Raw genomic sequence first — 13,302 nt, forward strand, 5'->3', positions numbered from 1 at the left:
GAATTGTTGAAGTTCGACAAAAGTCTAGGACTGGGGATCTCTGTCGGCCAGACGCCCCAGAATCAGGGCGATGCGCAGAGTGAACGCGGAGCGGACATCGGAAGGCGACCATCCGGTGACGTCCGTCACACGTCGGAGCCGGTAGCGCACGGTGTTGGGGTGGACGAACAACATCCGGGCAGCGCCCTCCAGACTGCTCGCCTGTTCCAGATACACGCTCAGCGTTTCCAGCAGCGCGGAGCCCGCCTCTTCCAGCGGTCTGTAGATCTCCTCCACCAGTTGGTCACGCGCGGCAGGGTCGCCCGCCATGGCGCGCTCCGGCAGCAGATCGTCGGCCAGGACCGGCCGCGGAGCGTCCTGCCAGGCGCTGCACGCCTTGAGCCCGGCGGCGGCGGCCTGCGCGGACCGGGTGGCCGCAAGGAGGTCCGACACCACCGGTCCGGCCACGACGGGACCGGCCGCGTACGGGCCGATCAGGGCCTTCGCGACATGCAGCGGGTTGTCGCTGCCGCCCGCGATGACGACCAGCCGGTTGCCGAGCACCCCGGTCAGCACCTGGAGCTTGGCGTGCCGGGCGGCCCGCCGGATCGCCTCGACGGTCAGTTCGCTGTCGCCGTCGGGGGCCGTACCGAGGACCACACAGACATGTTCGGGGGAGTTCCAGCCGAGTGCGGCGGCCCGCGACACGGCGCCCTCGTCGGCCTCGCCGGACAACACCGCGTTCACCACGAGTGATTCGAGCCGGGCATCCCAGGCGCCGCGCGCCTCGGCGGCCTGCGCGTACACCTGCGCGGTCGCGAAGGCGATCTCCCGCGCGTAGACGAGCAGCGCCTCGCGCAGCACCGATTCGTCGCCGGGCGCGGCGACCTCCTCGATCGCGGCCTCCATCACCTCGATCGTCGTCCGCACCATCTCGACGGTCTGGCGCAGCGTGATGGCCCGGGTCAGCTCGCGCGGGGCCGTACCGAACACATCGGTGGAGATGGCCTGCGGGGTCTCCGGGTGGCGGAACCACTCGGTGAAGGCGGCGATTCCGGCCTGGGCCACCAGGCCGATCCAGGACCGGTTCTCCGGTGGCATCGCCCGGTACCACGGCAGCGACTCGTCCATGCGGGCGATCGCGTTCGCGGCCAGCCGGCCGGAGGACTGCTCCAGTCGCTTCAGGGTCGCGGCATGCAGGTGGGCGTCATTCGCAGCGGGCTGCTCAGGATCGGATCGGGGCACGAACACAAGACTGCCTTATCGGACCACGGGCACGGAGGGCCGGGGCGGCCGCGGGTCGTACTGCCGAGTAGCGGACGGCCGGTTTCCGACCGGACACGGCCGGTCCCGGACCGGGATCCGGCCGTCCCCGACCGGGACACAGGGGGCGCCCGGCCGGGCTACCGTGGACCCGTGATTTCCGTACAGCGCGCGGACGACCGGTATACGGGCGGCGACGAGGCCGCGGGCATCCTGTCCCGGCACGCCTTCTCCTTCGGCTCCTTCTACGACCCGGACAACCTGCGCTTCGGCGCGATCCTGGCCTGCAACGAGGAACGGCTGGCGCCCGGTGCGGGCTTCGACGAACACCCGCACAGCCACACGGAGATCGTCACCTGGGTCGTCGAGGGTGAACTGACCCACCGCGACTCGGCCGGTCACGCCACGGTCGTACGGGCCGGGGACGTCCAGCACCTCAGCTCGGCGGCCGGGGTACGCCACGTCGAACGCAACGACGGGGACATACCGCTGACGTTCCTTCAGATGTGGCTGGCGCCGCTCGAACCGGGTGGCGAACCCTCGTACACGACCGTCCCCGGCATCGCCGACTCCACCCCGTACGCCCTCCCGGAAGCCGGAGCGATGCTGCATGTGCGCAGGCTGGCCGCCGGGGAGCGCACGGCGGTGCCGGACGCGGCGCGGGCGTATGTGCACGTGATCGGCGGCGAGGTGCGGCTCGACGGCGAGACGCTCGGTCCTGGGGACGCGGCGCGGATCACCGGGGCGGTGGGGCTGGAACTGGTGGCCGAGGCGCCGGCGCAGGTGCTGGTGTGGGAGCTGTCGGGCTGAGCGAGGCCTCGGCCGGAGCCGGCTGAGGGCGCTACCCCGCTGAACGTACGAGCTCCGCGAGCACCGCGTCCGTGAGCGGCGGCCAGACCTCGGTCGCCCACGGGCCGAAGGCCCGGTCGGTCAGGGCGATGCACGCCGCGCCCGCGGCCGGGTCGATCCACAGGAACGTTCCCGACTGCCCGAAATGCCCGAAGGTCGCGGGTGACGAGGAACTGCCCGTCCAGTGCGGCGACTTGTGGTCCCTGATCTCGAAGCCGAGCCCCCAGTCGTTGGGGTTCTGATGGCCGTAGCCCGGCAGGACGCCCTTCAGGCCGGGGTGTACGACGGTCTGCGCGGCCAGCACCGTACGCGGATCGAGCAGCCGCGGGGCCTGCACCTCCGCCGCGAACCGCAGCAGGTCGTCGACGGTCGAGACGCCGTCCCGGGCGGGCGAGCCGTCCATCGTCGTCGATGCCATGCCCAGCGGCTCCAGGACCGCCTGGCGCACATACTCGGGGAACGGGATGTCGGTGGCCTTGGCGATGTGGTCGCCGAGCACCTCGAAGCCCGCGTTGGAGTAGAGCCGCCGGGTGCCGGGAGCGGCCGTCACCCGGTGTTCGTCGAAGGCGAGCCCGCTGGTGTGCGCGAGCAGATGCCGGACGGTGGAACCCTCGGGTCCGGCCGGTTCGTCGAGCTCCACCGCGCCTTCCTCGTACGCCACGAGCGCGGCATAGGCGGCGATCGGCTTGGTGACGGAGGCGAGCGGGAAGCGGTGCGCGGTCGGCCCGTGACTGCCGACGACGGTGCCGTCCGCTCGTACGACGGCGGCCGCCGCGGTGGGGACGGGCCAGTTCTCTATCATCGCCAGGCTCTGCATGACTACGAGACTAAGACCTGCCGCCGAACACCCGTCATCCGGCCGGTGGCCGGAAAACCTGTCGCTGATGGCGCTTGCTTCGAGTGCACTCCAAGGTTCTAGCGTGGAGGCCATGACGGTGATGGAGAGCACTACCGCGACGACCGACGCCTGTGCATCCGCTCCACGGGCGCATCCACGCCCCGAGGGCCAGGACCGCTACACCATCAGCGAGGTCGCGGCCTTCACCGGGCTCACCGCGCACACCCTGCGCTGGTACGAGCGGATCGGCCTGATGCCGCACGTCGACCGGTCGCACACCGGCCAGCGCCGGTTCACCAATCGCGATCTGGACTGGCTGGCCTTCGTGGGCAAGCTGCGGCTGACCGGGATGCCGGTCGCCCACATGGTCCGGTACGCGGAGCTGCTGCGGGAGGGCGAGCACACCTTCGAGGAGCGGCAGGAGCTGCTGGAGGCGACCCGCCGCGATGTGAAGACGCGGATCGCGGAGCTCCAGGACACCCTCGCCGTCCTCGATTACAAGATCGACTTTTATGCGGGCGCCCGGCGGGCGTCGGAAAGGCCTTGAACCTGATGACCGACAACAAGATCGCAACTGTGGAGCTCGGCAACGGCGGCCCGCAGGTGGGCGTGCAGGGACTCGGCTGCATGGGTATGAGCGAGTTCTACGGGGACACCGACGAAGCCGCCGCCCGGGACACCCTGGAGGCCGCACTGGAGGCGGGCGTCACGCTCTTCGACACCGCGGACATCTACGGCAGCGGTGCCAACGAGACGTTCCTCGCCCCGTTCGTGGGGGCGCACCGGGACGAGATCACGCTCGCCACGAAGTTCGCCATAGAGCGCAAGGACGACGACCCGCAGTACCGGGCGGTGCGCAACGACCCCGCGTACATCCGCCAGGCCGTCGAGGACAGCCTGCGCCGACTGAACACCGACGTCATCGACCTGTACTACATGCACCGTCGCGACCCCTCCGTGCCGCTGGCCGAGTCCGTCGGCGCGATGGCCGAGCTCGTGCAGCAGGGCAAGGTCAAGCAGCTCGGGCTGAGCGAGGTGACCGGCGCGGAGCTGCGCGAGGCGTACGCGGTGCACCCGATCGCCGCCCTGCAGTCGGAGTGGTCGCTCTTCAGCCGGGACGTCGAGCGCAGCGCCGTGTCCGCGGCGGTCGAACTCGGGGTCACCTTCGTGCCCTACTCGCCGCTCGGCCGCGGTTTCCTGACCGGGGCGTTCGCCGACGCCGCCAAGGACCTGTCCAAGGGCGACTTCCGTCAGTACCAGCCCCGCTTCACCGGCGAGAACGCGAAGACGAACGCCGCGCTCCTGGAACCGGTCCACAAGATCGCGGCGGCGCACGGGGCGACGGCCGCGCAGGTGGCGCTCGCCTGGGTGCAGCAGCGCGCCGAGGTGCACGGTCTGACCGTGGTTCCGATCCCCGGCACGCGCAAGCGCAGCCGGCTGCTGGAGAACGTCGGGGCGACCCGGCTCACCCTCACGCCGGAGGAGCTGGCCGTGCTGGAGCCGATCGCCGGCCAGGTGGCGGGCGACCGCTACCCGGACATGAGCTCGACGTCGGCGGCGCGCGAGTAGCCGTTCCGGGGGTCCGGGGCGCCCCGGCCCCGTTCTCCCCGTAAGTGCCGGACGGGCTGGTTCTCTCCCGTCCGTCCGGCTACAGCTCTGAGAGCAGCTGGGCCTTCTTGGCACTGAACTCGTCGTCCGTCACCAGACCCGCCTGGTGCAGCTCCCCGAGGTGCCGGATCCGCTCGGCGATGTCCGCCGGATCGCGCCGCACCGCACTCGTCGGCACGGCGACGGGCGTGGACTGTTTCCTGCGCACGGACTCCAGTACGGCGGCGGCGAACGGCAGCGACTCGTGCACCGGGCCGTAGCCGAGCCCGAAGATCACCGCGGCCGGGTCCTGATCGGCCTGGGTGGGCCGTGGGGCCGATGGCTGCGGACCGGCCGGCGCGGTGTCCGTACGGAGCACCGCCGCACCGTTGCCCGTAACGGGAGACAGGCCCGTGCCCGCCCCGGTGTCCGTGCTCCGAGCGCCTCGTGGCACCAGTCGCAGATAGCCGTCGAAGGCCTCCGGCGAGCGCCACTCGACCCCGCTCAGCTCGCTGACCGGGAACGTCTGGTCGCCCGCCTTCCACTTCGCCGTGGAGGCACCCGTCCAGAACCACCGGAAGGAGATCCGGTCCCCGTCGAAGCTGGCCCTGCCGTCGTACGCCTTGAAGTGCATCGGCGCCTCGGGGGCCGCGACCAGGAACCTTTCGGCGGGCTCCGCCGCGTCCGGGCCGAGCAGCGCGCGCAGCTCGTCCGCGTAGTACTCGGCGAGTGTCTCGCGTTCTGCGGGCAGCACCAGCCGGTACGGATCGCTGCCGTCCTTCAGCTGCCCGGCCGCGGCCTCCAGCAGTGGATCGGCACCGGGTCTCGGCACCGCATGCAGAACCACCGTGCCTCGCTTGCCCGGGGTCAGTGTCACCGACGACAACGCCGCGTGCGGAATGCGGCGTTCACGCAGGCTCTGGAAGAGCTTCGGCGTGCGGATTCCCCGTTCGAAGCGGATGAGCACGGAGTCGGTGTCGAACTCCCAGGTGGCATGAATTCCGGCCAGCACATCACCCATGTGCCTCATCGTATGCGGCACTCGTCCGCACGTCCCCCCTCCGAGCGGACCGCAATTCACCGGCGGCTGCGGTGCTCTACGCGCGTCAGACGACCTCGGCGCCGGAAATTCCGTCGCGACAGGCGCTGTCGGCGCTCGCACAGGTCACCGAACCGTATGCGCCGACGCCGATGGCGGCGAAGTTGCTGAGGCTCTCGGTGCCCGGCTCGAAATAGCCGCTGTGCCCGATCGCGTCGCCCGCCGAGACGACGCGCGCACCGAAGCCGCGGTCCACCGGATCGGCGCCGTGGCCGAGTCCGCCGACCTCCATGTTCGGTACGTCCTGGATCCAGTCGTCGCGGTCCCGCATCGCCCAGACATCGGCCGTGGTGTGCAGTTGGGCGGCGTTCTTCGCCCGCATGCCGGGGCTGCCCGCGACCGCGATGTCGGCGACCCTGGACGGCAGTTCGTTGGCGGCGACACCGCACAGCACGGAGCCGTAGCTGTGGCAGAACAGCGAGATCTTCGACGTGCCGGGCAGGGCGTCGACCAGCGCGGTGAGTCGGACGGCCCCGCGCTCGGCGAGGTTCCCCAAGGCCGCGTCCATCCCGATGCCGGCGGGCGCGGTGTAGTCCGCCCAGGCGATGACCGCGGTCCGGGTGCCGGGGCTCGCGGCGCGCTCCGCCGCGTACAGCGACTTCGCCATGCCGACGGGTGCGGCGTTGACCTTGGGTCCGGTCCGCTCCAGCGTCAGCAGGCTGGTGTCGACACCGGGCACGACCAGCGAGACCCGCTCGGCCTCGTCGAGGTCTCCGAACACCTCGGCGGCGTGGCCCTTCCCGGACGGGTCGAACGCCAGGAAGTGCCGGCCGTGGGCAAGCATCGACCGGAAGCGCTCCATCCGGCGGAACGCGTCGCTGCGGCCGTCGGGGGAGAGCCGCACGTCGTGCACGCGCTGCTGCTCGACCGCCCGCGCCTGCACCAGGGCCCGCCTGTTGGCGTGGTAGCGCAGGGTGACCGGCGCGCCGTTCAGATTGCCGACGACCAAGGGGTACTTGTCGGCGAGAGCGGTGCGCTGCGCGGCGGTGAGCGAGGCGAAGAACTGGGCCAGCCGGTACGGGGACGCATCGACGTCCGGCAGGGGGTGACCCGCTATCCGGCCCCGCGCCCAGGACGTGAGTGCGATATCGCGTGGCTCGTCGGAGCGTTGGTGACGTACGGCGGTCCAGCCTGTGGTCGCCAGCATCACAAACACGACCGCGACGGCGAGAAGTGCGCGCCATGCGGTGAGCGTGGGGGAGGAGTCGAAGGAAGTCACTGCCGCCCACATTAGGAGACGCGCGACGGCAGCTGTGAAGCGGGTGACGCACATCACCCGTCGATGGGGAATTGGAGGGGCGCTTCCTTACGCTCCGTGCGCGCCTCGCGCACGCTCCGGCGAACTCCCACGCCTGGCGGTCGCCCCATGTGGCAGTCCTGGCAAGGCTGTTGTGAAGTCTGTCATGTTCGCCTTTGAGGTGTTCGGCACATTCGGGTGCGGAACTACCCGGCGGAGGTGTGAGGTGTCTCGGCCGTCCGTTCGACCGGTGTGCGCCAGTTCCCCGCGAGCGCCGCTCCGAGGTGGTCCAGGTAGGTCTCGGTCAGCGTCCGCAGTGAGTCGACGCTGGTGTCCCGCCCCTGCCCCCACAGCTGCCCGGTCACCCGCATCACGCCGGAGAATGCGGCGACGGCGACCCGCGGCCGCGGGTCCGTCGCGATGTCGAGACCCTCGCGCGCGGCGATCACCTCGGCGATCTGGTTCTCCAGATCGATGCTGCGCCGCAGATGGGCCGCGAGCAGGGAGGGGGTCGACTCGATCATCCGGTACGTACGCATGTGGAGTTCGACCGTGACGAGTTCCTCGATCGCCTCGCCGATGCTGTTCCATGCGCACAGCACCGCGCTGCGCATGGCTTCGAACGGACTTTCCGCGGCGGGTCGTCGGCGCAGCTCCGAGAGGAAGCGCGACTCCACCATCTCCTGGACGGCGAAGGCGGTCTCCTCCTTGCTGGCGAAGTAGCGGAAGAAGGTGCGCTGGGAGACGTCGACGGCGTCGACGATCTCGTCGACGGTGGTCTCCTCGTACCCCTGGGTGGTGAAGAGCTCGAGAGCGGCGTGCAGCAAGGCGTCCCGGGTGCGTCGCTTCTTGCGCTCGCGCAGCCCGGTCGGGTGCTCCACGGCTCGCTGCCCGTCGGTCACTGAACTGGTCCTCTTTCTGGTATTTTGTCCGACTTGGTGAACCTGTGAGCTACGAGACAGTTACCGACTTGTGAAACAGTTTGTCAACTGTCAGTGACTGACACTAATCTCCCGGGCATGACTAGTCAGACCACCGTAGAAAAGGCGTCGCGGGAGCCGCAGGACACCCTCGCTCCCGCCCCGGCCAAGGGGCTGCGCGGCCACCCCTGGCTGACGCTCTTCTCCGTGGCCATCGGCGTGATGATGGTCGCGCTCGACGGCACGATCGTCGCGATCGCCAACCCCGCCATCCAGCAGGACCTGGGCGCCTCGCTCGCCCAGGTCCAGTGGATCACCAATGGCTACATGCTCGCACTCGCGGTCTCCCTGATCACCGCGGGCAAGCTCGGTGACCGGTTCGGCCACCGCCAGACCTTCCTGATCGGGGTCGTGGGCTTCGCCGCGGCCTCGGGGGCCATCGGCCTCTCCAGCAGCGTGGCCCTGGTGATCACGTTGCGGGTGCTGCAGGGCCTCTTCGGCGCCCTGCTGATGCCGGCCGCGCTCGGCCTGCTGCGCGCCACCTTCCCGGCCGAGAAGCTGAACATGGCCATCGGTATCTGGGGCATGGTCATCGGCGCCTCGACCGCGGGCGGCCCGATCCTCGGCGGTGTGCTCGTCGAGCACGTCAGCTGGCAGTCCGTCTTCTTCATCAACGTGCCGGTCGGTGTGATCGCACTCCTGCTCGGCGTGGTGATCCTCAAGGACCACCGGGCCGAGAACGCCCCGCGCTCCTTCGACATCGGCGGCATCGTGCTGCTGTCGCAGGCGATGTTCTGCCTGATCTGGGCCCTCATCAAGGGTGCCGAGTGGGGCTGGGGCGACTTCAAGACGGTCGGCTTCCTGGCGGCCGCCGTGGGCCTGTTCGCGGTGTTCGCCTTCTCGCAGAAGAACGTCAGGGAACCGCTGGTCCCGCTGGCCATGTTCCGCTCCGTGGCGCTGTCCGCGGGTGTGGTCCTGATGGTGCTGATGGCATTCGCCTTCCTGGGCGGACTGTTCTTCGTCACCTTCTACCTGCAGAACGTGCACGGCATGAAGGCCGTCGACGCGGGTCTGCACCTGCTGCCGCTGACCGGCATGATGATCGTCGGCTCCCCGCTCGCGGGCGTGCTGATCACCAAGTTCGGCCCGCGCGTCCCGCTCGTCGGCGGCATGGTGTGCACCGCGGTCGCCATGTTCGGGATGTCGCAGCTGGACACCGGCACCGGCACGGCGACGATGTCCATCTGGTTCGGTCTGCTCGGCCTCGGCCTCGCCCCGGTAATGGTCGGCGCCACCGAGGTCATCGTGGGCAACGCCCCGATGGAGCTCTCCGGTGTCGCGGGTGGTCTGCAGCAGGCCTCCATGCAGGTCGGCGGCAGTCTCGGTACGGCGGTGCTGGGCGCGGTCATGGCCTCCCAGGTCGACTCCCACCTCGCCGGCAACTGGGCGGACGCGAAGCTTCCGCCGCTCTCGCCCCAGCAGCTGGACCAGGCGTCCTCGGCCGTCGAGGTCGGCATTCCGCCGGTGGGATCCGGCGTGCCCGCGCCGGTCGTGGAGAAGATCACGGGCGTCGCACATGACACGTTCGTGTCCGGCATGAGCACCGCGTTCATGGTCGCCGGCATCGTCGCGGTGGTCGCGGCGCTGGTCGCCACGCTCACCAAGCGCGGTGAGAACGCCGAGGCAGGCGCGGGCGCAGGCCACATCTGATCCCGCCGCCGGTCGTCGCCGACCCCTCGCGCCGATGACGCCCGAGCGTCAACACAGCGGATACGACAGCCCCGCCGGACCTCTCCGGCGGGGCTGTCGCCTATCCGGGTGGTGTGGCCCGGAGCCCCTTCCGGTGAAGCTGCCGCGCAGGTCAGGGTGCGTGCAACTGATCCACACCACCACGGGGGTTGATTGATATGCGTACGACCGTCCTTGCCGCCGTACTGACCGCCACCGCCCTGATCCCACCGGCCGCTTCGGCGTCACAGACCGCACCGGCCGCGCACGCGGCGCCGGTCCGTCTCGGGACATGCGGGAGCGGTCAGCTCTGCCTCTGGGCGAAGCCGGACTTCACCGGCGCCCGGCAGATCCATGAACTGTCGGACACCGGCATCGAGAGCTGTGTCCCGCTGCCGCCGGGCAGCAAGGCCCAGGCGCTCGCCAACCGCACCGGCCGTCCCGTCACCACCTACCAGTCCGCGGAGTGCGCCGAGACCGGCGAGTTCGAGACGTATCCGGGCGGCGGGACCTGGGTGCCGCAGTCCCCGTACCAGGTCAGGGCATTCAAGATCTGGGAGAACTGACCGCGGAGCCGACCGGGGAACGCCGAAGGGCGGCGGACCAGAGGTCCGCCGCCCTTCGACTCGGCTCGTCCGCCGGTCGTGCCTACGCGTCGCCGCCGGCCGCGCCGGGATCGGCCGCGGCCACATCCAGGAGCTCGTACCGGTCGATCGCCGTCTTCAGCACCGAACGGTCGATCCGGCCCTCCTTCGCGAGCTCGGTGAGCACCGCGAGGACGATCGACTGGGCGTCGATGTGGAAGAACCGGCGGGCCGCGCCACGGGTGTCGGCGAAGCCGAAGCCGTCCGCACCCAGCGACTGGTACGCGCCGGGCACCCACCGTGCGATCTGGTCCGGCACGGAACGCATCCAGTCCGAGACCGCGACGAACGGGCCCTCGGAGCCGGAGAGCTTCTGCGTGACGTACGGGACACGCAGCTCCTCCTCCGGGTGCAGCAGGTTGTACCGCTCCACCTCCACGGCCTCGCGGCGCAGCTCGTTCCAGGAGGTCGCTGACCAGACGTCCGCCTTGACGTTCCACTCGTCGGCGAGGATCTGCTGCGCCTCGACCGCCCACGGGACCGCCACACCGGACGCCATGATCTGGGCCGGGATCATGCCCCGCTCGCCGCTCTTGAAGCGGTAGACGCCCTTGAGGATGCCCTCGACGTCCACGTTCTCCGGCTCGGCCGGGTGCTGGATCGGCTCGTTGTAGACGGTGAGGTAGTAGAAGACGTCCTCGCTGTTCTCGCCGTACATCCGTCGCAGACCGTCCTTGACGATGTGCGCGATCTCGTACCCGAAGGCCGGGTCGTACGCGACACAGCCCGGGTTCGTCGAGGCGAGCAGCTGCGAGTGGCCGTCCGCGTGCTGCAGACCCTCACCGGTCAGCGTCGTGCGGCCCGCGGTCGCACCCAGTACGAAGCCGCGCGCGAGCTGGTCGGCCATCTGCCAGAACTGGTCACCGGTGCGCTGGAAACCGAACATCGAGTAGAAGACGTACACCGGGATCAGCGGCTCGCCGTGCGTGGCGTACGCCGAACCCGCGGCGATCAGCGACGCCGTGCAGCCGGCCTCGGAGATGCCGTCGTGCAGCATCTGACCGGTCGGCGACTCCTTGTACGCGAGCAGCAGATCGCGGTCCACCGCCTCGTACTGCTGACCCAGCGGGTTGTAGATCTTCGCGCTCGGGAAGAACGCGTCCATACCGAAGGTGCGGTACTCGTCGGGCGCGATCAGCACGAAACGCTTGCCGATCTCCTTGTCCCGCATGAGGTCCTTCAGGATGCGGACGAACGCCATGGTCGTGGCGATCGACTGCTGGCCCGAACCCTTCTTCGCGGTCGCGTACGTCTTGTCCTCGGGCAGGACCAGCGGCTTCGCGCGCACCACACGGGTCGGGACATAGCCGCCCAGACCCTTGCGGCGGTCGTGCATGTACTGGATCTCTTCCGAGTCGCGGCCCGGGTGGTAGTACGGCGGGTAGCCCTCGTCCAGCTGCTTGTCCGTGATCGGGATGTGCAGCCGGTCGCGGAACCGCTTGAGGTCCTCGACCGTGAGCTTCTTCATCTGGTGGGTCGCGTTGCGGCCCTCGAAGTTCGGTCCGAGCGTCCAGCCCTTGACCGTCTGCGCGAGGATCACCGTCGGCTGGCCCTTGTGGGCCTTGGCCGCCGCGTACGCCGCGTAGACCTTCTTGTGGTCGTGACCGCCGCGGCCCAGGTGCAGGATCTGGTCGTCGGTCATGTCCTTGACCATGTCGCGCAGCCGCGGGTCGTCCCCGAAGAAGTGCTCACGGATGTACGAGCCGGACTCGGTGGCGTACGTCTGGAACTGGCCGTCCGGCGTGGTGTTCAGCTTGTTGACCAGGATGCCCGTGCGGTCCTGTGCCAGCAGCGGGTCCCAGGAGCGGTCCCAGACCAGCTTGATGACGTTCCAGCCGGCCCCGCGGAACTGCGACTCCAGCTCCTGGATGATCTTGCCGTTGCCGCGCACCGGGCCGTCGAGGCGCTGCAGGTTGCAGTTGACCACGAAGGTCAGGTTGTCCAGGCCCTCACGAGCGGCGATGGAGAGCTGGCCGAGCGACTCGGGCTCGTCCATCTCGCCGTCACCGAGGTAGGCCCAGACGTGAGACTGGGACGTGTCGGCGATGCCGCGCGCCTCCATGTACCGGTTCATCCGGGCCTGGTAGATCGCACCCAGCGGACCGAGGCCCATCGAGACGGTCGGGAACTCCCAGAAGTCCGGCATCAGCCGCGGGTGCGGGTAGCTGGACAGGCCGTTCGGCGCCTTCGACTTCTCCTGGCGGAAGGCGTCGAGCTGCGCCTCGCTCAGCCGGTCGAGGAGGAATGCGCGGGCGTAGATACCGGGGGAGGCATGCCCCTGGAAGAAGATCTGGTCGCCGCCGAGGCCGTCGTCCTTGCCCCGGAAGAAGTGGTTGAAGCCCACGTCGTACAGCGAGGCGGAGGAGGCGAACGTGGCGATGTGGCCGCCGACGCCGATCCCCGGGCGCTGGGCGCGCGACACCATCACGGCCGCGTTCCAGCGCGTCGCGTTGAGGACCTTGCGCTCGATCTCCTCGTCGCCGGGGAAGAACGGCTCGTCCTTCGTGGCGATCGTGTTCACGTAGTCCGTGCTGCGCATCTCCGGCACGGCGACACGCTTCTCGCGCGCGCGCTCGATGAGCCGGAGCATCAGGTAGCGGGCCCGCTCACGCCCGCGCTCGTCGACGGCGGCGTCGAGGGAGTCGAGCCATTCCTGGGTTTCTTCGGGATCGAAGTCCGGGACCTGGCTCGGAAGGCCGCCAATGATGATCGGGTTGCGATCGGATCCGGAAGCCACGCTGTTCCTTCGCTGTTCGGTGGTGCTCTACGGGGCCTGATAACGGGAGGCATGCCCCCGGGATGTATGCATGTACGTCATCACCATCGTGTACCGCGAGGACGCAAACGTCATCTCTACCCAGGGGTAACCGTCAGGTTGTGAGACATCACGTCCGGTACGCGAGGAGGGTCCGGCAGACGGGTGGGACCAAACCGCAACCATACGCCCAACCCGTCCAAGCGTTCCCAAAGGCTGTTCGACACCGATTGGCGGACCGAAACGGCATAAGCTGTTCAAGGACGTAATGCTGTTCAAGCACGTAAAGGGTGTGGACGGCAGCGCCTGGCCCCGCAAGGGACATGCCGATCGTGCGGCGACGTGGCAGGGAACGTCACCGTTTAGGCGGTCTCGCACGCTGGGTACTTGCGCGATCCGCCGC

General features: G+C 69.5%; 11 protein-coding genes. 5 read left to right on the plus strand and 6 right to left on the minus strand.

The window, feature by feature from the left end; genetic code table 11:
• Nucleotides 1-24: 24 nt before the first annotated feature.
• On the minus strand, nucleotides 25-1,224 hold the full coding sequence (locus OHA88_RS30840) for a PucR family transcriptional regulator (RefSeq protein WP_267005324.1): 1,200 nt from the start codon (nucleotides 1,222-1,224) through the stop codon (nucleotides 25-27).
• A 171-nt stretch (nucleotides 1,225-1,395) separates the two neighbouring features.
• On the opposite strand from OHA88_RS30840, the gene OHA88_RS30845 reads away from it, so the two are divergent.
• The gene (locus OHA88_RS30845) at nucleotides 1,396-2,052 is read left to right on the plus strand and encodes a pirin family protein (protein ID WP_326603584.1); all 657 of its coding nucleotides are present in this window, start codon (nucleotides 1,396-1,398) and stop codon (nucleotides 2,050-2,052) included.
• A gap of 31 nt (nucleotides 2,053-2,083) precedes the next feature.
• Here OHA88_RS30845 and OHA88_RS30850 read toward each other — a convergent pair whose 3' ends face one another.
• Nucleotides 2,084-2,908 carry a serine hydrolase domain-containing protein gene (locus OHA88_RS30850; protein ID WP_328627903.1) on the minus strand — a complete coding sequence of 275 codons (825 nt, stop codon included), beginning with the start codon at nucleotides 2,906-2,908 and terminating at the stop codon, nucleotides 2,084-2,086.
• A gap of 112 nt (nucleotides 2,909-3,020) precedes the next feature.
• Between OHA88_RS30850 and OHA88_RS30855 the strand changes: the two genes are divergently transcribed.
• Both OHA88_RS30855 and OHA88_RS30860 read left to right on the plus strand, forming a co-directional pair.
• Entirely contained in the window at nucleotides 3,021-3,476 is a 456-nt protein-coding gene (locus tag OHA88_RS30855) for a MerR family transcriptional regulator (protein WP_030925902.1), read from the plus strand.
• A gap of 5 nt (nucleotides 3,477-3,481) precedes the next feature.
• Nucleotides 3,482-4,498 (plus strand): aldo/keto reductase, encoded by a 1,017-nt coding sequence (locus OHA88_RS30860; protein WP_328627904.1) that lies wholly within the window; start codon nucleotides 3,482-3,484, stop codon nucleotides 4,496-4,498.
• A 79-nt stretch (nucleotides 4,499-4,577) separates the two neighbouring features.
• Here the strand turns inward: OHA88_RS30860 and OHA88_RS30865 are convergent, their stop codons facing one another.
• The 3 genes from OHA88_RS30865 to OHA88_RS30875 all read right to left on the minus strand — a co-directional run bounded on the left by OHA88_RS30865 (nucleotide 4,578) and on the right by OHA88_RS30875 (nucleotide 7,754).
• Entirely contained in the window at nucleotides 4,578-5,537 is a 960-nt protein-coding gene (locus OHA88_RS30865; RefSeq protein ID WP_328627905.1) for a DUF4429 domain-containing protein, read from the minus strand.
• A gap of 85 nt (nucleotides 5,538-5,622) precedes the next feature.
• Complete coding sequence (locus tag OHA88_RS30870) at nucleotides 5,623-6,834, minus strand: alpha/beta hydrolase (protein WP_328627906.1); 1,212 nt, start codon at nucleotides 6,832-6,834, stop codon at nucleotides 5,623-5,625.
• A gap of 224 nt (nucleotides 6,835-7,058) precedes the next feature.
• Nucleotides 7,059-7,754 (minus strand): TetR family transcriptional regulator, encoded by a 696-nt coding sequence (locus OHA88_RS30875; protein WP_328627907.1) that lies wholly within the window; start codon nucleotides 7,752-7,754, stop codon nucleotides 7,059-7,061.
• Between the two features lie 117 nt (nucleotides 7,755-7,871).
• Here OHA88_RS30875 and OHA88_RS30880 point away from each other — a divergent pair, with 117 nt between their 5' ends.
• Entirely contained in the window at nucleotides 7,872-9,482 is a 1,611-nt protein-coding gene (locus OHA88_RS30880) for an MFS transporter (protein WP_328627908.1), read from the plus strand.
• Between the two features lie 197 nt (nucleotides 9,483-9,679).
• The gene (locus tag OHA88_RS30885) at nucleotides 9,680-10,066 is read left to right on the plus strand and encodes a peptidase inhibitor family I36 protein (protein ID WP_267005332.1); all 387 of its coding nucleotides are present in this window, start codon (nucleotides 9,680-9,682) and stop codon (nucleotides 10,064-10,066) included.
• An 82-nt stretch (nucleotides 10,067-10,148) separates the two neighbouring features.
• Here OHA88_RS30885 and aceE read toward each other — a convergent pair whose 3' ends face one another.
• Complete coding sequence (aceE, locus tag OHA88_RS30890; protein ID WP_326603568.1) at nucleotides 10,149-12,881, minus strand: pyruvate dehydrogenase (acetyl-transferring), homodimeric type; 2,733 nt, start codon at nucleotides 12,879-12,881, stop codon at nucleotides 10,149-10,151.
• Between the last annotated feature and the right edge of the window lie 421 nt (nucleotides 12,882-13,302).

Source organism: Streptomyces sp. NBC_00353 (assembly GCF_036108815.1).
Classification (GTDB): Bacteria; Actinomycetota; Actinomycetes; order Streptomycetales; family Streptomycetaceae; genus Streptomyces.